Origin of the sequence: Parapedomonas caeni, from assembly GCF_041060555.1 — a bacterium.
Lineage (GTDB): Bacteria > Pseudomonadota > Alphaproteobacteria > Sphingomonadales > Sphingomonadaceae > CAUJIW01.
Window position 1 is genome coordinate 117,763 of record NZ_JBEUDS010000003.1, and the last position, 17,733, is coordinate 135,495.

Genomic DNA, 17,733 nt, shown 5'->3' on the forward strand with positions numbered 1-17,733 from the left:
GCGGGCGGGAACGGCCATCGGTCAGGCGCGGTGGATGTTCTTGAACACCCGGCGGCTGAACAGCCAGCGGCCGTCCTGCTTCACCAGTTCGTCGTTGTAGACGCCGCGATCGCGCTTGGTGACGCCCTCCTGGTCATAGACCTCCGAGGTGTAGGAACGCGCGGTGGCGCGGTCGCCCTCGACGATGATCTCGCCCGGTGTGGCGACGAAGATGATGCCCGGATAATGCTTCATCGCCTCGATCCACATGGCGACGATGGCGGCCTTGCCCTTGACCTCGCCGAACTGGGGATAGTCCGGCATCGACCACACCGAGTCTTCCGCCCAGCAGGCACCCCAGGCCTCGGCATCGACACGGCAGACGGCATCGGCGTAGGTTTCAAGCAGTTCGCGGATGGCGAGACGGTCTTCGATCGGCCCGGAATAGCTCATGGCGTGTCCTTCCCCAGGATGGTCTGATATCGGCACGCGATGCGCGCCCTTGTTGGACGCCAAGTTAGCCACAGCCGGGTCGGCCCGCGCGCCTGCGCTTATGGATAGATCGCTGCCTGGACCTTGTCACAGGCTGGCGATAAGACGGTGACAATAGTTTCATTGGTTACGGCTTTTGCCGTGACGGTGCTCGAAAGGACCCAGTTCGCCATGAAAACCCGTGCCGCCCTTGCCGTTGCCCCCAACAAGCCGCTGGAAATCGTCGAGCTGGACCTGGCGGGTCCCAAGGCCGGCGAGGTGCTGGTGGAAGTGATGGCGACCGGCATCTGCCATACCGACGCCTACACCCTGGAGGGCAAGGACTCCGAGGGCATCTTCCCCTCCGTGCTCGGGCATGAGGGCGCGGGCATCGTCCGCGAGGTCGGTCCGGGTGTCACCTCGGTGAAGGTGGGCGACCACGTCATCCCGCTCTACACGCCGGAATGCCGCCAGTGCAAAACCTGCCTGTCGCGCAAGTCCAACCTGTGCACCGCCATCCGGTCGACCCAGGGGCAGGGGCTGATGCCAGACGGCACCAGCCGGTTCAGCCTCAACGGCAAGCCGATCTACCACTACATGGGCTGCTCGACCTTCTCCAACTTCACCGTGATGCCGGAAATCGCGGTAGCGAAGATCCGGCCAGACGCCCCGTTCGACAAGGTCTGCTACATCGGCTGCGGCGTCACCACCGGCATCGGCGCCGTCCTCTACACCGCCAAGGTGGAGGCGGGTGCCAACGTGGTGGTGTTCGGCCTGGGCGGCATCGGCCTCAACGTCATCCAGGGCGCGCGCATGGTGGGCGCCGACAAGATCATCGGCGTCGACATCAATCCCGCCAAGCAGGCGATGGCCGAGAAGTTCGGCATGACCCACTTCGTCAACCCGATGGAGGTCGGCAACGACAAGGTGGTGCAGGCGATTGTCGACCTCACCGACGGCGGCGCGGATTATTCCTTCGACTGCACCGGCAACGTGCGGGTGATGCGCCAGGCGCTGGAATGCTGCCATCGCGGCTGGGGCCAGTCGATCATCATCGGCGTCGCCGAAGCCGGGCAGGAGATCGCCACCCGGCCGTTCCAGCTGGTCACCGGCCGGGTCTGGAAGGGCTCGGCCTTCGGCGGCGCGCGCGGCCGCTCGGACGTGCCGAAGATCGTCGACTGGTACATGGACGGCAAGATCAACATCGACGACCTCATCACCCACACCATGGGGCTGGAGCAGATCAATTCGGCGTTCGACCTGATGCACGAGGGCAAGTCGATCCGCTCGGTGGTGGTGTATTGAAGCGGTCAGGGTGGCGTCGGGGCGGGCCGGGGGGAAGATGTGGATTTTACAGAATTGCGATGCGAGATCGCTTGACAGGGCAGGGCTCACCCCATAGGAAGCACCCCTGTCGCGCGGGTGTAGCTCAGTCGGTTAGAGTGCCGGCCTGTCACGCCGGAGGTCGCGGGTTCGAGCCCCGTCACTCGCGCCACTTTCCCTTCAGGAAAGGGTAAAGCAAGCCACCGCAAGGTGGCTTTCTTTTTGCCGGACCGGTCGGGGCGACAGTGCCGCCGCCATGTGCTATCCCACTTTCATGTTTGCTGTTGTGCACTCCTTACGGACGTCGCGGACCGGGCGTTCGGCCGCCATGGCCATCGCGGTCATCGCGCTGGCTGCCTGCCAGCCTTCCCAGCCGTCATCCGTACCCGACATGCTGGTGGACAGCAGGCCGGTGCAGGCCGTGCCGACGCCGGCGGTGGTGGCGCGGGTTGACCGCAATCTTGGCGATCTGCTGGCGGCGATCACCGAGAGTGCAGCCCATGGCCTCAATCCGGCGGACTATCAGCCGGAACGCCTCAGGGCACTGGCGGGCACCGCCGCGGGCACGTTGCTGACGCGGGAAATGGCGCTGCGGCTGGCGCGTGATCTGGCGCATGGCCGGGTGTCGGCCGGGCGGGTCGATTCGGCGTGGCACATCCGCGACTCCGATCCCGATCCGACATCAGCCGTGGACGCTGCCCTGCACGCGCAAACCCTGGCGATGACGCTGGCGGGATTGGCGCCGGCCGCCGCTGAATACCAGCTTCTGACGACCGAAATGCGCAGCCTTGGCGCCGGTAACGCCATCGTGTCGGCCGATCCGGCCCGCCAGCGGCGTCTTGAAAGCCTGCGCGCGACCCTGGAACGCTGGCGCTGGTTGCCGCGAACCCTGCCGGCGCACCGGCTGTGGGTCAATCTGCCGGAATACCGGCTGTTCCTGTGGCGGGGTGGCGCTGCGGTGCGTGCCCACGATGTGATCATTGGCAAGGTCGCGCACCCGACGCCCTCCTTCCGTGTCGACGTTACGGGCGTGGTGTTCAATCCGTGGTGGGATCCGCCGCGCCGGCTGGTCAGCGAGTCCGTCATTCCGGCGCTGCGTCGCGGCCAGGGCGCCAGGCTGGATTACAGGCTCTATCGCGACGGCCTGCCGGTGCCGTTGACGACGCTGGGCTGGAAGAGCCTGTCGTCACTGCCCAGCGGGTATCGCCTGCGGCAGGCGCCCGGGCCCAGCAACGCGCTGGGCCAGGTCAAGCTGCGGATGTACAACACCTATGACATCTATCTTCACGACACCCCGAACAAGGAACTGTTCGATCAGCCGAAACGGGCGCTGAGCAACGGGTGCATCCGCACCCGCGATGCCCTCGGTCTTGCCCGGGCGCTGGTCGCCGGCACGGCGGGGTGGGACGCGGCGCGGGTTGCCACCGCGCTGGAGACCCGGCGGGAAACGACGGTTGGACTCGGTCAGCCGCTGCCGGCCTTCCTCGTCTACATGACGGCAGTGGTGCGCGATGGCGCCGTGATCACGCTGGACGACGTCTACGGCCGGGATGCCGGGGTAGTGGCGGCGCTCGATACGCCGCGCGACGCACGGGCCGATCTCGACGCGCCTGTCGCGGCGACAGCGGCGACCGGGGCCGCTGATGACGATGGCGCGTCACGCTGCGCGGTCTGACCTCTGGCGGGTGACGGCGATCAGACCTTGGCTGCGTAAAGCAGCCGGCCGTTGCCAAAATTGTCGAGAAAGTAGGCCAGCTCCTGCGGGTTGACGGCGAAGCAGCCCTGGCTGCGGCCGATCTTGCCGTGCTGGCGCACCAGGTCTTTCGATACATACCAGGCCGAATGCAGCACGATGGCGCGGGCCTCGGCGTTGTCATTGGTCGGGTCGACGCCATGGAGGCGCATCGAGGGGCCGTGCTGGCCGACATAGCGGGCGCCGGTGATGTAGGCGCCATCCGACGAGGCGTTGGATCCTGGTGTATTGGAGAAGCGTTGCAACAGCCCGGTATGCGCGGGGTCCGAACCACGCCCGTGAGACACCAGGTGCGTGCTCACGTCACCGCTGTGCATGTCCAGCACATGAAAGCGCGGCTCGCTGGAGTGTCTGGAGAAATCGACGATTCCAATGAGATCGCTTGCCTTGATGCGCGGTTTCAGCTCATGGAACCGCTCCAGGGCAGCGTCCAGCAGCGGCCGTCGGATCACGCGTTTCGGGTCATGCCGGCTGATTGTCGCGGGTGCCGTGAAGGCCCGGCCGACAGAGGGGCGGGCAGCGGCGGTGGCGGCAATCGCCAGGGGAACGGAACGCAGCAGGGATCGGCGAGAGATCATGGCGGGTCCATCGGTTCGCGCGCTGTACCAGCGCGGCATGGCACACATTCCCCCTCAAGATAGGAAGTGCCGGCGATAGTAAAAGACCCGAGGCGGGTGCTGCAAGATGTCGCGGCCGGGGACGAGGGCGGCGCGGCGTCAGCCGTTCAGGGCGTCAAAGCGGTCAAATTCATGGGCGATGCTGAACTCGACCAGGCGTTCGTAGAGGTCTTCCACCAGGGCGGCGGGCAGGTTGAGCCGTTTGGCCTCGGCGACGGCGTTGGCGATCACCGCGGCCTTGCGGACCTCGTCGCGAACCAGGGCGCGGGCCGGTTTGATGCGGGCGGCGGCCTCGATGAAGTCGAGCCGGCGGCGCAGCAGCGCCACCAGTTCGCGGTCGATGTCGTCGATGGCCGCCCGAACCTCGGCCATGGATGTCACGCTAGCCGGATCAACGCTCACGACGTACCCACCATTTTCCTGTTTCCATCCACACCAAGACCGGCCGGGCGGCGAAAATCCAGGCGATGCCGGCCACGGCGTAGAGCAGCAGCCGCGCGGCCTCCGGCAAACCCTGCATGGCACCGATGACGCTGGCCGCGACCAGGACGTAGGTGAGCAGGCCGCCGACCAGCAGCAGCATGCCCGCGAGCTTGCGTGTCTTGATCGTCATCCTTCTGGTGTCCCCGTACCGGCGGCCCCGGCGCGCGCGAGAGCCTGATCGATCACGGCGCGGGTCTTGGACCATAGATCGAGCATGGTCAACTCCTCGGGGGTGAACCAGCGCGCATCGGCCGCGTCGTCACCGGCCACCGGCTCGCCGGCCGCCGCCGTGCCCCGGAAGTCGATGAGCGTGTAGTGGCGCCGGACTCGCCCCGCGTCATCCGGCTCGATCATGTCGATGACGTCGAGCAGATCGTGCAGTGTCACCTCAAGCCCGGTTTCCTCGCGTACCTCGCGGATGCCCGCCTCGCGCACGGTCTCGCCGATCTGCTGCATCCCGCCCGGCAGGCTCCATTGGCCGGCACGCGGCGGCTTGGCGCGGCGGATCAGCAGCACCTGGCCGTCGCGGATGACAACGACACCGACGCCCACCAGCGGATGGGCGGTATAGAGGCGCGGATCGGCCGCCGCGGAGAGCTCATCGGTCAAGGGTGTTGTCCTCGTTGTCGGGGCGCGCGGTGTCAGGGCGGCAGCCGATCCAGCATGTCGGCGTCAGCACGGCATCGAGCGGCTGATCGTGCGGCTCGGCCGGGATCGGGGTGATCTGGGCGTCGTAGGCCAGACCGAGCGCCAGCACCGGCCCTGTCGCGCGCAAGGACGCCAGCGTGCGATCGTAGTAGCCGCCGCCCTGGCCAAGGCGGTGACCGGCGGTGTCGGCGCCCACCAGCGGCACCAGCAGCACGGCGGGTCGGACGACCGGCAGGCTCGGGTCAGGCTCCGCGATGTCGTGGGGGCCAGGGATCAGCCGGGCGGGGTCGTCGAGGCGGTGGAAGGCCAGCGCCTGATCCGGCCTGGTGATGCGGGGCAGGGCGATGCTGTGGCCATGATCGCGCAAAACCGCCTCGATCGGCGCGGGATCAAGCTCGCTCGCCACGGCGCGGTAGCTGGCGATGATGGTGGGCGCGGCGGGCAGATGCGCCAGCAGTCGGGTGGCCATGTCGCCGGTGATGCGCTGTCGCGTGACGGCGGGCAGGGCTGTAAACGCGGCATGGGCCTCTCGCCGTGCCGCCCGCAGTGACGCGCGCAGCGATGACTTGCCGGCTCGCGCGGCGGTGTCGGGCTGGCCGATGTCCGGCGGGCCGATGTCCGGCGGGCCGTCAGGGGGGGGCGTGTCAGGCATGGCGGGGTGGCGGGACCGCATGGGTCGGTGGCTGGAAGATCCTCTGACGCCCAAACGTCAGGTGGGCGCCGTATAAGTCAAGCCAGGACTTGCTCAGGGACAGCTCCCATAGGATGTTAATATCGCCTCAGGGATGTTCGCGACGCTCGTATCCTGCAGTACCCGCCGACGTCCTATTTAGGCGCTGATGGGCAAAGGCTCAAGGCCATCGGCCAGAGCGTCGAGTCGGGCTGCGGCCGAGGCGAGCGCCTGTTCGGCGGCTGCCAGCGTCGATGGATCGCTGCCGGCCTGCTGGCGCGCTTCCGCCAGTTCGTCCGCCAGCATCAACGCCGCCATCAGCAGCAGCCGGCCCTCACCCATCTGGCCGAGCGCCGCCGTCAGCTCATCGGCCTTGCGGTTGACGATGTCGGCAAGCCGGCGGACCTGCTCCTCCTCGCCGTCGCCACAGGCGATCGGGTAATGGCGGCCGCCGACCAGGATGTTGATCTGGCCCATCTCAGTTGCCTCCCGCCTGCTGCACCCGCGCGATCAGGCCATCGACCCGTTCCAGCGCCCCGTGGGCCGCCTGTTCCAGCTCGGCATGACGCAATTCCAGTTCGCCATAGCGCTGGATCAGCGCGTCGTGCGCGGTGGCCATGGCGTCCAGTTCATCGAGCAGGGCGGCGATCTCGCCCGCCGGCGCCTCGGCGTCCGTTGGCGGGCCGGCAGCGGCCTGCTGGACCTGTTCGATCAGCATGTCGCGCTCGATGCGCAGCGCCGCCACCTCGGCCTCCAACGCGCGAATCCGCCCGTCGATGCGGGATTCGAGGCGCCGCATGGCGTCGTCCAGATGCTGGATGGCCGTTTGCAGGGGCATGGTCGGCCTTCGTTCTCAAAGAGTTGTCGCAAAAGCATAAGACTTTGCTTGCAGCGGCGTCAACACGAGTCACGGCATAAGTTGACGTCGGGCGCCGCATCCCTATTGTGCGCGCGATTTCAATCCAGGTAGTTCCGCCCATGACCGTCACGCAGCAGCAAATGGCCAACGCGATCCGCGCCCTCAGCATGGACGCCATCGAAAAGGCCAAGTCCGGCCATCCCGGCATGCCGATGGGCATGGCCGACGTCGCCACCGTCCTGTTCACCAGGGTGATGAAATATGATCCGGCGGCGCCGCGCTGGGCGGACCGCGACCGCTTCGTGCTGTCGGCCGGTCACGGCTCGATGCTGCTGTATTCGCTGCTGTATCTCACCGGCTACGCCAACCCGACCATCGACGAGATCAAGGCTTTCCGCCAGCTCGGCAGCCCGTGCGCCGGTCACCCGGAGTTCGGCGAGCTGGCGGGTGTCGAGACCACCACCGGGCCGCTGGGGCAGGGGCTGGCGACCTCGGTCGGCATGGCGCTGGCCGAACGGCACCTCAACGCGCTGTACGGCGACGACCTGGTCGACCACCGCACCTATGTGATTGCCGGCGATGGCTGCCTGATGGAAGGCATCAGCCAGGAAGCCATTTCCATGGCCGGCCACTTCAAGCTCGGTCGGCTGATCGTGCTGTGGGACGACAATAACATCTCCATCGACGGGCCGATCAGCATCGCCTCCTCGGAGGACATTCCGGCCCGCTTCGCGGCGGCCGGCTGGCACGTCCAGCGGGTCGACGGCCATGATCCGGTGGCGGTGGAAGCCGCCCTGCTGGCGGCACAGGCCGATCCGCGCCCCTCGCTGATCGGCTGCAAGACCGTCATCGGCAAGGGCGCGCCCAACAAGCAGGGCAGCAAGGACACCCACGGTTCGCCGCTGGGGGCCGCCGAGATCGCCGCCACCCGCGAGAACATCGGCTGGTCCGCCGAGCCGTTCGTGGTGCCGGCCGACATCCTGGAGGCCTGGCGCGCCGCCGGTCGCCGGGGCGCGGCCGATCATGCCGCCTGGGTCCAGCGTTTCGCCGCCGCGCCCGCCGAGACCCGCGCCGAGTTCGAGCGCCGCATGGCCGGCGACCTGCCGGCGGGCCTCGATCAGGCGCTCGCCGACTATATCGCCGGGCTGATCGAGAAGCCGCAGACGGTCGCCACCCGCAAGGCGTCCGAAATGGTGCTGGAGGCGATCAACGTCGCCGCGCCGGAAACAGTGGGCGGCTCGGCCGACCTCACCGGCTCCAACAACACCAAGACCAAGGGGCTCGCCATCCTCAACGCCGACAACTACGGCGGCCGCTATGTCCACTACGGCATCCGCGAGTTCGGCATGGCGGCGGCGATGAACGGCATGAGCCTGCATGGCGGCATCATCCCCTATGGCGGCACCTTCCTGGTGTTCACCGACTATTGCCGGCCGGCGATCCGCCTGTCGGCACTCCAGCACCAGCGGGTCGTCTATGTCATGACCCACGACTCCATCGGTCTGGGCGAGGATGGGCCGACCCACCAGCCGATCGAGCATCTGGCGAGCCTGCGGGCGATGCCCAACGTGGCGGTGTTCCGCCCCGCCGACGTGGTGGAAACCGCCGAGTGCTGGCAGCTGGCGCTGCAGCGCGCCGACGGGCCGTCGGTGCTGGCGCTGACCCGGCAGAACCTGGCGCAGCTTCGCCTGGAGGCCACCGGCGGCAACCTGTCGGCCCGTGGTGGCTATGTGCTGCGCTCCGCCGACAATGCCCGGGTGACCCTGATCGCCACCGGCTCCGAGGTCGGCATCGTCTGCGACGCGGCGGCCCTGCTGGCTGAGGCGGGGATCGCCGCCGAGGTCGTCTCGATGCCCTGCACCGAGCTGTTCGACGCCCAGGACGCGGCTTATCGCGCCTCGGTGCTGAAGCCCGGCACGCTGAAGGTGTCGGTGGAGGCCGGCTGCACCCAGGGGTGGCGCGCCTATGTCGGCGACAACGGCCTGACGCTGGGCATCGACCGCTTCGGTGCCAGCGCGCCGGCGGAGCAGCTCTACGATTTCTTCGGGTTAACCGCGAACAAGATTGCCGAAAAGGTCAAGGCTGCGCTATAGCCCCGCGCGATTTGCGACGTTCACGTTCTTTGCCATTGGGAGACTAGGATGACCGTTCGGGTTGCCATCAACGGGTTTGGCCGCATCGGCCGCAACGTATTCCGGGCCATTGTTGAATCGGGCCGGACGGACATCGAGGTGGTCGCCATCAACGACCTCGCTTCCGCCGAGGACAACGCCCACCTGCTGAAGTACGACTCGGTGCATGGCCGCTTTCCGGCCGCGGTCAGCGTCGACGGCAACAGCCTGGTGGTCAACGGCAAGAAGGTGGCCGTCACCGCCGAGCGTGATCCCGCCAAGCTGCCGCACGCCGACATGGGCGTCGACATCGCCATGGAGTGCACCGGCTTCTTCACCGACGCCGACAAGGCCGGCGCCCACTTGGCCGCCGGCGCCAGGAAGGTGCTGATCTCGGCGCCCGCCAAGGGCGAGGACATCACGGTGGTCTATGGCGTCAACCACCAGCTGCTGAAGCCGGAGCACAAGATCGTCTCCAACGCGTCGTGCACCACCAACTGCCTGGCGCCGGTCGCCAAGGTGCTGAACGACCTGGTGGGCATCGAGCGTGGCTACATGACCACCATCCACGCCTACACCAACGACCAGCGCATTCTCGACCAGATCCATTCCGACATGCGCCGCGCCCGCGCCGCCGCGCTGTCGATGATCCCGACCTCGACCGGTGCCGCCAAGGCCGTCGGTCTGGTGCTGCCGGAACTCAAGGGCAAGCTGGACGGTTCGGCCATCCGCGTGCCGACGCCCAACGTGTCGGTGGTGGACCTGAAGTTCAACTCCGCCCGGGACACCACGGTCGAGGAAGTCAACGCCGCGCTGAAAGCGGCCGCTGAAGGCCCGATGAAGGGCGTGCTCGACTATGTCACCGAGCCGCTGGTGTCGATCGACTTCAACCATTCGGCCTTCTCGTCGAACTTCGACGCCACCCAGACCCAGGTGATCGACAAGCGGCTGGTCCGCGTCGTTTCCTGGTACGACAACGAGTGGGGCTTCTCCAACCGCATGAGCGATACCGCCGTGACCATGGCGAAGCTCGGCTGAACGCCGGCGCGCCCGCTCGCCCTTCGACGGGCTCGGGACGAGCGGGCCTGATGGCTGGAACGGTGCGATTCCGTTCGTGGCGAGCCTGTCCAGCCGCGAACGGAGTCTTTCATGCCGAACTTCAAGACCCTTGATGATCTTTCTGATCTGACTGGTAAACGCGTCCTGGTCCGTTCGGACCTCAACGTGCCGATGCACGACGGCCGGGTGAGCGACGCGACCCGCCTGGAGGCCACCGCGCCGACCATCCGCGACCTCGTCGCCAAGGGCGCGACGGTGCTGGTGCTGGCCCACTTCGACCGTCCCAAGGGCAAGCGGGTGCCGGAAATGTCGCTGAAGCCGGTGGCGCCGGCGCTGGCGACGGTGCTGGGCCGCGACGTGGCCTTCATCGACGACTGCTGCGGCGCCGGGGCGGAAGCGGCGGTCGCCGCCCTGCCGGCGGGCGCGGTGGCGGTGCTGGAAAACACCCGTTTCCACGCCGGCGAGGAAAAGAACGACCCCGAACTGGCGGCGGCGATGGCCCGCCTGGGCGACCTCTACGTCAACGATGCCTTTTCCTGCGCGCACCGGGCGCACGCCTCCACCGAGGCGCTGGCGCGGGTGCTGCCGGCCTATGCCGGCCGCTCGATGGCCCGTGAGCTGCAGGCGCTGGAAAACGCGCTGGGCAACCCGCAGCGGCCGGTCGCGGCCGTGGTCGGCGGCGCCAAGGTGTCGACCAAGCTCGACGTGCTGACCAATCTGGTCGGCCGCGTCGATCACCTGATCATCGGTGGCGGCATGGCCAACACCTTCCTCGCCGCGCGCGGGGTCAATGTCGGCAAGAGCCTGTGCGAGCACGACCTCGCCGAGACGGCGCTGGCCATCCTCGACAAGGCGGAGGCCGCCGGCTGCACCGTCCATCTGCCCTATGACGTGGTGGTGGCGCGCGAGTTCAAGGCCAATGCCGACAATCGCGTCGTCAACGTGCATGAGGTGGCGGCGGACGAGATGATCCTCGATGTCGGCCCGGCCGCGGTCGAGGCGCTGGCGGATGCGCTCAAGATCTGCAAGACGCTGGTGTGGAACGGTCCGCTCGGCGCCTTCGAGATCGCACCGTTCGACAAGGCGACGGTGGCGCTGGCGCAGGTGGCGGCGGCGCTCACCGAGGCCGGCGGCCTGCTGTCGGTGGCCGGCGGCGGCGATACGGTCGCCGCGCTCAACCACGCCGGCGTGGCGGCCAAGTTCAGCTTCGTCTCCACCGCCGGCGGCGCCTTCCTCGAATGGATGGAAGGCAAGGCTCTGCCCGGCGTCGACGCGCTGAAGGCTTAACCGGTTGGCAGGGAGAGGGCGGGTATCCGCGTCGTCTCCTGTACGTTTTCTTGTGGGCGGCTGTGATGTATGAGGCCGCCAGAGCTGTTGGACACCAGATCAGAGGGGCACGCCCATGAAAGTCACACGCAAGGTCAAAGACATTCTCTCGTGGTACGAGACCGAGAACGCCGGCACCAAGGCCAATCTCGCCCGTATCCTGTGCACCGGTCGCCTGGCCGGCACCGGCAAGATGATCATCCTGCCGGTCGACCAGGGTTTCGAGCATGGCCCGGCCCGCTCGTTCGCGCCGAACCCGGCCGGCTATGATCCGTTCTACCACCCGTCGCTGGCCATCGAGGCCGGGCTGAACGCCTACGCCACGCCGCTGGGCATGATGGAAGCGGTGGCTGACCGCGTCGCCGGCCAGATTCCGCTGATCCTCAAGATGAACTCGGCCAACTCGCTGTCGGGTCTGAAGGACCAGGCGATCACCGGCAGCATCAACGATGCGCTGAAGCTGGGCTGCTCGGCCATCGGCTTCACCATCTATCCGGGCTCGGACGACTGCTACAACATGATGGAGGAGTTCCGCGAACTCTCCGAGGAAGCCAAGTCGGTCGGTCTGGCGGTGGTGCTGTGGTCCTACCCGCGCGGTGGCGGCCTGTCGAAGGACGGCGAGACGGCGATGGACATTTGCGCCTATGCCGCCCACATGGCGGCGCTGATGGGCGCCAACATCATCAAGGTGAAGCTGCCGACCGATCATCTGGAGCAGGCGGAAGCCAAGAAGGTGTACGAGAAGGAAAAGATCGACCTCTCGACCATGGCCAAGCGCGTCGAGCACGTCATGCAGGCCGCCTTCGCCGGTCGTCGCCTGGTGGTGTTCTCCGGCGGCGCGACCAAGGGCGCCGACTCGGTGTATGACGATGCCCGCGCCATCCGCGACGGCGGCGGCAACGGCTCGATCATTGGCCGCAACACCTTCCAGCGTCCGAAGGCCGACGCGCTGGCGATGCTGGACAAGATCGTCAACATCTATCTCGGCAAGGCATAAGCCGCCGGGGGCTGTCGGGCCCGTGGCGTGCCACGGGCCTCGAACGACCGCCACGGTCGTGGGTGGCCGGGCTGATGCCCGGCCATGGCATTTGAGGGGCAGGAGAGCATCATGACCGACGCGATCGACAGCGACATCACCGCCTTCGGACGCGACGACGCGCGCCCGCCCTGCCAGCTCTATCTCATCACGCCGCCGGCGCTGGAGATTCCGGCCTTTGTCGAGACGTTCCGCCGGGCGCTGGACGGCGGCCCGGTGGCGGCGTTGCAGCTGCGGCTGAAGGACGTGCCGGACGACGTGGTGCTGCGCGCGGCGGAGGCCCTGCTGCCGGTGTGCCAGGCGTCAGATGTGGCGCTGATCGTCAACGACCGGGCGGACCTCGCCAAACAGGCCGGTGCCGACGGCGTGCATCTGGGCCAGACCGACGGCTCGGTGCGCGAGGCGCGCCGCTTGCTGGGCGAGGGCGCGCAGATCGGCGTCACCTGTCATGCCAGCCGTGACCTTGCCATGCGCGCCGGCGAGGAGGGGGCGGATTACGTCGCTTTCGGCGCCTTCTATCCCACCGACACCAAGACGCCGCCGAGTTTCGCGCAACCGGATATCCTCACCTGGTGGGTGGCGCTGTCGGAAATTCCCTGCGTCGCCATTGGCGGCATCACGCCCGCCAATGCCGCCCCCCTGGTGGCGGCGGGCGCGGATTTTCTCGCCGTCAGCGCTGGCGTGTGGGCCCATGCGGCCGGACCCGCCGCTGCGGTCGCGGCCTTCAATGCCCTGTTTGTCACACAACCTGCTGGCGAATAAGAGTTAATCAAGACTCCGGCGAAACAACAGCGGCAGTCGTGCGGCCGCTGTGGTATAAGCGCAAGCATCAGCCAAACGACAAAAACAGACCATCTGGGTCGCATCGAACTGGTTCCGGGGGGGAGCCGGTAGCACGTGCGTTCGTGGTGGAGAGATATGCCTGTATTGACCGTGGATCTGCAGGAAGGCTTTGCCGACGATCATGTGACCGTTCTGGTGGATGATCGCGCGGTGTTTGACCGACGCGGCGTGCGCACCCGCTATGAGATCGGCTTCGCGGCTCGTGCCGAGATCGAGCTGGATCGGGGCGCGCACAAGGTGTGCATCCTGCTGCCCGACAAGGGCGAGGTCGCGGAGACGACCGTCGACACCCAGTCGGTCAGCCATGTCGGCGTGGAACGCGCCGAAGGGCAGGTCATCATGCGACCGTCCGCCGAGCCGTTTCGCTATATGTAGGCCGGAACCGCCGGGCATCGCCTGACGATCGGTTATCGCCGGAAGGCCCGTTATCGAAAGTCTCTCCACGTCGTTGCGTGGCGCTGGCGCGCTCATGTTCGCGCGCCCGTTCCCAACCAGATAATGGAGAGACGACGATGACCGACATCAAACACGGTGAGAACGGATATGGCGACGAGGCCGACGCGGGCTTCGATGAAACCGCCTACTATCCCGAAACGGCAACCCAGCTGACGCCGGCGGACCGCCTGACCCCCAGGCTGCCCCTGCCGCTGTTCGCCAGCGGCTTGTATCAGTGGAGCCAGCGGCTGCTGGTGCCGGACCTGCCCGTCCGGCCCATTCCGACGCCGTTGCCCATCCATCCCGACCTGCCGATCCCGCCGCGGCCCGGTCCGGGGCCGAGCCCGACCGGCCTGGAGACGGAGGCGGCGACCGACGAGGCGCTGCTGCCGATCCTGTTCAACCGGGAAGAACTGCGGCTCGACGTCGACGGCCGCTATCCGCAGATGACCGCCAGCGGCACGCTGTTCCGCCGATTCACCATGCGCACCCACTGGATCGCCTCGCTGACCCGTACCGGCAGCAACAGCTACACCGGCGCCATCTGGTTCAAGGACGGCGACACGGCGGGATTTCCGTTCACCAATGTCAACATCACGGTGATCCGCAGCCTGTTCCCCAACCAGCGGCGGGTGACCATCCAGTTCGCCGGTGGCGGCGCTACCCGCACCCGGACCTACGGTTTCGTGTCGAGCTATTTCCACAAGGTGGAGTTCGAGTTCGATCACCAGGTCGGGGCGACGCCGGTGCTTGACATCAACACCACGGCGCATCCCAACCGGCCGGCATCGCTCGGGGCCGAGACACTGACAGCGACCAAGGTATTTCAGCGGGCGGGCTTCGATGTCCGCGTGAACGGCGCGGTGAGCGCCATCCCCAGCGATGGCGCGGACACCAACACCACCTGGAGCGACGCGGAAATGCATGACGCCATGCAGGTCTACTGGTCGCGCTTCGCCGACAGGTCGCAATGGGCGATGTGGGTGCTGACCGCCAGGCAGCATGACATGGGCTCGGGCCTGGGCGGCATCATGTTTGATTCCATCGGCCCGAACCATCGCCAGGGCACGGCGTTGTTCACGGACAGCTTCATCAACGTCGCGCCGGGGGGCGATCCGGCGCCCGACGCCTGGAAGCGCCGGATGCAGTTCTGGACCATGATCCACGAGATGGGCCACGCCTTCAATCTGGCCCACAGCTGGCAGAAGAACCTCGGCACGCCGTGGATTCCGCTGGCGGCGGACGGTGAAGCGCGCAGCTTCATGAACTACCCGGTCCGGGTTGCGGGGGGGCAGCAGGCGTTCTTCGCCGACTTCCAGTTCCGTTTCTCCAATCCCGAGATGCTGTTCATGCGCCACGCGCCGAGCCGCTTCGTCGAGATGGGCAACGCCGACTGGTTCGACCACCACGGCTTCGAGCAGCCGGATGGCGCGGGCGAGCTGGAACTGGAGCTGCGGATCGACCGCGACAAGCCGCACTATGACTTCATGGAACCGGTGGTCGTCGAGCTGCGGATCACCAACCGCGCGACCGAGCCGAGGATCGTGCCGGAGAGTCTGCTCGCCGACGCCCAGGAGATGCTGGTCATCACCAAGCGCGATGGGCAGGCGGCCAGGCAGTGGCGACCGTTCGCCCACCACTGCCGCGAGCCGCGCGGGCGGGTGCTGCAGCCGGGCGACAGTCTGACCGAGAGCCTGTTCGTGGCGGTGGGCGAGGGTGGCTGGCACATCGACGAGCCAGGCAACTACACGCTGCAAGTGGCGCTGGAGGCCAATGGCCAGGAGCTGATGTCCAACCCGCTGCGTATCCGGGTGGCGCCGCCGCGCTCGTTCGAGGAGCAGCATCTGGCGCAGGACGTGTTCACCGAGGATGCCGGCCGGGTGATGGCGTTCGATGGCTCGATGGTGCTGGAGAGCGGCATTGATGCCTGGCGTCGGGTGATGGAACAGCTGCCGAAGTCGCGGGCGGCGATCCATGCCGCCATCACCCTGGCGACGCCCAGGAGCCGGCGGTTCCGTACGCTCGACTGGAAGGCGGCGCGGGCCGGGCAGGAAGAGGCGAAGTGCTTCCGCTTTGCCAAGGTGGACCATGATGGCGCCCGCAAGCTGCTCGACAAGGCGCTGGGTGACACCCGGCTGGCGGTGGAGACGCTGGGAGGCGTCGATTTCCTCTACTATGCCGGGCATTACAGCGACTGGCTGGAGAAGGAAGGCGACAAGGCCGACGCCCGCAAGATGGGCGATGCCTGCAAGAAGGCAGCCGATCTGCGCGCGGCGCGCGACAAGCCGGGGCGCGAGCGGCGGCAGGTTGCCTGAGGTGGCCCGTAACTGACCGGAATGATGTCGGTCGTGGGGGTGCGGGCCGTGCATGGTCCGTACCCTCCTTTTTTGCCGCCGCCAGGCCGACGGAGCAGGGGTCGGGATGTGCCGGCGGGCGGGAAGAACGGGTGCGCGCGTCGCGTCCGTTGCTTTCACCGGCCGCGCCTGCTATGGCCGCGACCGACCAAATCCATCATCGCGAGAGCAATCCCATGAAGATCAGCGGCGTCGACATCCGCCCCGGCAACATCATCGAGTTCGAAGGCTCGCACTGGCGGGCGGTGAAGATTCAGCACACCCAGCCCGGCAAGGGCGGCGCCTACATGCAGGTGGAGCTGAAGAACGTCTATGATGGCCGCAAGAGCAACAACCGCTTCCGTTCGTCGGAGACGGTGGAGCGGGTGCGCCTCGACCCCAAGGACTACCAGTTCCTGTTCCGCGATGGCGAGCAGCTGACCTTCATGGATACCGAGACCTTCGAGCAGATCACCCTGCCGGCGGAAATCCTCGGCGAGGAGATCGACTTTCTGGCCGATGGCATGCCGGTGGTGATCGAATCCATCGAGGAGCGCGCGGTGTCGATCAAGCTGCCGGAGCAGGTGACGCTGACGGTCGCCGAGGCCGATCCGGTGGTCAAGGGTCAGACCGCGGCCTCCTCCTACAAGCCGGCCAAGCTGGAGAACGGCGCGCGTGTCATGGTGCCACCGTTCATCGAGACCGGCGAGAAGGTGGTGGTCAACGTTTACGAACGCGAATACGTCCGTCGCGCCGACTGACGGCCGCGACGTTGCGTCAATCCTGATCCCGTTCGTCCCGAGCCCAGTCGAGGGACGAGTCCCGATGGCACAGCGACCGTTCATCCCTCGACTGGGCTCGGGACGAACGGACTGATCCGTTATAGAATTGAACTCGCTGGAGCCCCCATGCCCATTCGTTCCGCCCTCATCACCGTCATGGATCGCGCTGTCCGCAAGGCGGGTTCCAGCCTGCGCCGGGACTTCGGCGAGGTCGAGCAGCTGCAGGTGAGCAAGAAGGGGCCGGCGGACTTCGTCTCCAACGCCGACCGCAAGGCCGAGCGGGTGCTGTTCGAGGAACTGTCGCGCGCCCGCCCGGACTTCGGCTTCCTGATGGAGGAAGAGGGCGAGCAGGCCGGATCGAGCCCGGACATGCCGCGCTGGATCGTCGATCCGCTGGACGGCACCACCAACTTCCTGCATGGCATCCCCCACTATGCGATTTCGGTGGCGCTGGAGGATCACGGCGAGATCGTCGCCGGCATGGTCTACCAGCCGCTGACCGACGAAACCTTCTGGGCGGAAAAGAACAAGGGCGCCTGGCTGGGCGAACGGCGGCTGCGGGTCTCGGGCCGTACCGACCTTGCCCAGTCGGTGATCGCCACCGGCATTCCCTTCCATGGTCATGGTAACCATGACAGTTTCTCGGCCATCCTGGCGGCGGTAATGCCGCAGGTGGCCGGCGTGCGCCGTTTCGGCGCCGCCGCGCTCGACCTGGCTTACGTGGCCGCCGGCCGCTTCGACGGCTTCTGGGAAGCGGGCCTGCAGCCGTGGGACATCGCCGCCGGCATCCTGCTGGTGCGCGAGGCGGGTGGCTTCGTGAGCGACTTCAAGGGTGGCGACAAGATGCTGGCCTCGGGCGACGTGGTGGCTGGCAACAGCCACATCCAGTCGCGGCTGCACAAGCTGGTGGCCCAGTCGTTGAAGAAACCCCCGGTCATCGGCTAGTATGGAACGGCTTTAATTGCGAACTGATCGCAACAAACCGTTGAAATCGCAAATTTCGCG

The 17,733-nt window shown here is 67.2% G+C and carries 19 protein-coding genes and 1 tRNA gene; 12 read left to right on the forward strand and 8 right to left on the reverse strand.

The window, feature by feature from the left end; all coding sequences use genetic code 11:
- Positions 1–21: 21 nt before the first annotated feature.
- Positions 22–432 (reverse strand): nuclear transport factor 2 family protein, encoded by a 411-nt coding sequence (locus ABU113_RS03680; RefSeq protein ID WP_454558127.1) that lies wholly within the window; start codon positions 430–432, stop codon positions 22–24.
- Between the two features lie 210 nt (positions 433–642).
- On the opposite strand from ABU113_RS03680, the gene ABU113_RS03685 reads away from it, so the two are divergent.
- The 3 genes from ABU113_RS03685 (at position 643) to ABU113_RS03695 (ending at position 3,448) form a co-directional block, all read left to right on the forward strand.
- Positions 643–1,755: an S-(hydroxymethyl)glutathione dehydrogenase/class III alcohol dehydrogenase gene (locus tag ABU113_RS03685; RefSeq protein WP_454558222.1), complete on the forward strand. Its 1,113-nt coding sequence runs from the start codon at positions 643–645 to the stop codon at positions 1,753–1,755.
- Between the two features lie 113 nt (positions 1,756–1,868).
- Positions 1,869–1,945, forward strand: a tRNA-Asp gene (locus tag ABU113_RS03690).
- A 156-nt stretch (positions 1,946–2,101) separates the two neighbouring features.
- Entirely contained in the window at positions 2,102–3,448 is a 1,347-nt protein-coding gene (locus ABU113_RS03695) for a L,D-transpeptidase family protein (protein ID WP_454558128.1), read from the forward strand.
- A 20-nt stretch (positions 3,449–3,468) separates the two neighbouring features.
- On the opposite strand, the gene ABU113_RS03700 is transcribed toward ABU113_RS03695, so the two are convergent.
- The 7 genes from ABU113_RS03700 to ABU113_RS03730 form a co-directional block, all read right to left on the reverse strand.
- On the reverse strand, positions 3,469–3,978 hold the full coding sequence (locus ABU113_RS03700; protein ID WP_454558129.1) for a murein L,D-transpeptidase catalytic domain family protein: 510 nt from the start codon (positions 3,976–3,978) through the stop codon (positions 3,469–3,471).
- A gap of 264 nt (positions 3,979–4,242) precedes the next feature.
- A complete protein-coding gene (locus ABU113_RS03705) occupies positions 4,243–4,515 on the reverse strand; it encodes a chorismate mutase (protein WP_454558130.1) in 273 nt (90 codons plus the stop codon).
- Positions 4,516–4,534: 19 nt separating this feature from the next.
- Complete coding sequence (locus tag ABU113_RS03710) at positions 4,535–4,756, reverse strand: DUF2842 domain-containing protein (RefSeq protein WP_454558131.1); 222 nt, start codon at positions 4,754–4,756, stop codon at positions 4,535–4,537.
- Positions 4,753–5,235 carry an NUDIX hydrolase gene (locus ABU113_RS03715; RefSeq protein ID WP_454558132.1) on the reverse strand — a complete coding sequence of 161 codons (483 nt, stop codon included), beginning with the start codon at positions 5,233–5,235 and terminating at the stop codon, positions 4,753–4,755. The genes ABU113_RS03710 and ABU113_RS03715 overlap by 4 nt, the downstream gene beginning before the upstream one ends.
- Positions 5,225–5,926: a 5-formyltetrahydrofolate cyclo-ligase gene (locus ABU113_RS03720; RefSeq protein WP_454558133.1), complete on the reverse strand. Its 702-nt coding sequence runs from the start codon at positions 5,924–5,926 to the stop codon at positions 5,225–5,227. The genes ABU113_RS03715 and ABU113_RS03720 overlap by 11 nt, the downstream gene beginning before the upstream one ends.
- Before the next feature lie 177 nt (positions 5,927–6,103).
- Positions 6,104–6,421 carry a cell division protein ZapA gene (locus tag ABU113_RS03725; RefSeq protein WP_454558134.1) on the reverse strand — a complete coding sequence of 106 codons (318 nt, stop codon included), beginning with the start codon at positions 6,419–6,421 and terminating at the stop codon, positions 6,104–6,106.
- Position 6,422: 1 nt separating this feature from the next.
- The gene (locus tag ABU113_RS03730; RefSeq protein WP_454558135.1) at positions 6,423–6,782 is read right to left on the reverse strand and encodes a hypothetical protein; all 360 of its coding nucleotides are present in this window, start codon (positions 6,780–6,782) and stop codon (positions 6,423–6,425) included.
- Between the two features lie 140 nt (positions 6,783–6,922).
- On the opposite strand from ABU113_RS03730, the gene tkt reads away from it, so the two are divergent.
- The 9 genes from tkt to ABU113_RS03775 all read left to right on the forward strand — a co-directional run bounded on the left by tkt (position 6,923) and on the right by ABU113_RS03775 (position 17,673).
- Positions 6,923–8,896 (forward strand): transketolase, encoded by a 1,974-nt coding sequence (tkt, locus tag ABU113_RS03735; RefSeq protein WP_454558136.1) that lies wholly within the window; start codon positions 6,923–6,925, stop codon positions 8,894–8,896.
- A 48-nt stretch (positions 8,897–8,944) separates the two neighbouring features.
- Positions 8,945–9,952, forward strand: coding sequence for a type I glyceraldehyde-3-phosphate dehydrogenase (gap, locus tag ABU113_RS03740; RefSeq protein ID WP_454558137.1), 1,008 nt, complete (start codon positions 8,945–8,947; stop codon positions 9,950–9,952).
- Positions 9,953–10,063: 111 nt separating this feature from the next.
- On the forward strand, positions 10,064–11,260 hold the full coding sequence (locus ABU113_RS03745; RefSeq protein ID WP_454558138.1) for a phosphoglycerate kinase: 1,197 nt from the start codon (positions 10,064–10,066) through the stop codon (positions 11,258–11,260).
- A 115-nt stretch (positions 11,261–11,375) separates the two neighbouring features.
- Positions 11,376–12,296 (forward strand): class I fructose-bisphosphate aldolase, encoded by a 921-nt coding sequence (locus tag ABU113_RS03750; protein ID WP_454558139.1) that lies wholly within the window; start codon positions 11,376–11,378, stop codon positions 12,294–12,296.
- A 111-nt stretch (positions 12,297–12,407) separates the two neighbouring features.
- Positions 12,408–13,097 (forward strand): thiamine phosphate synthase, encoded by a 690-nt coding sequence (gene thiE, locus ABU113_RS03755; RefSeq protein WP_454558140.1) that lies wholly within the window; start codon positions 12,408–12,410, stop codon positions 13,095–13,097.
- A 156-nt stretch (positions 13,098–13,253) separates the two neighbouring features.
- Complete coding sequence (locus tag ABU113_RS03760) at positions 13,254–13,553, forward strand: hypothetical protein (RefSeq protein ID WP_454558141.1); 300 nt, start codon at positions 13,254–13,256, stop codon at positions 13,551–13,553.
- A 137-nt stretch (positions 13,554–13,690) separates the two neighbouring features.
- Entirely contained in the window at positions 13,691–15,928 is a 2,238-nt protein-coding gene (locus tag ABU113_RS03765; protein ID WP_454558142.1) for a hypothetical protein, read from the forward strand.
- 215 nt (positions 15,929–16,143) lie between these two features.
- Positions 16,144–16,707: an elongation factor P gene (gene efp, locus ABU113_RS03770; RefSeq protein WP_454558143.1), complete on the forward strand. Its 564-nt coding sequence runs from the start codon at positions 16,144–16,146 to the stop codon at positions 16,705–16,707.
- Between the two features lie 147 nt (positions 16,708–16,854).
- Complete coding sequence (locus ABU113_RS03775; protein WP_454558144.1) at positions 16,855–17,673, forward strand: inositol monophosphatase family protein; 819 nt, start codon at positions 16,855–16,857, stop codon at positions 17,671–17,673.
- Positions 17,674–17,733 lie beyond the last annotated feature (60 nt).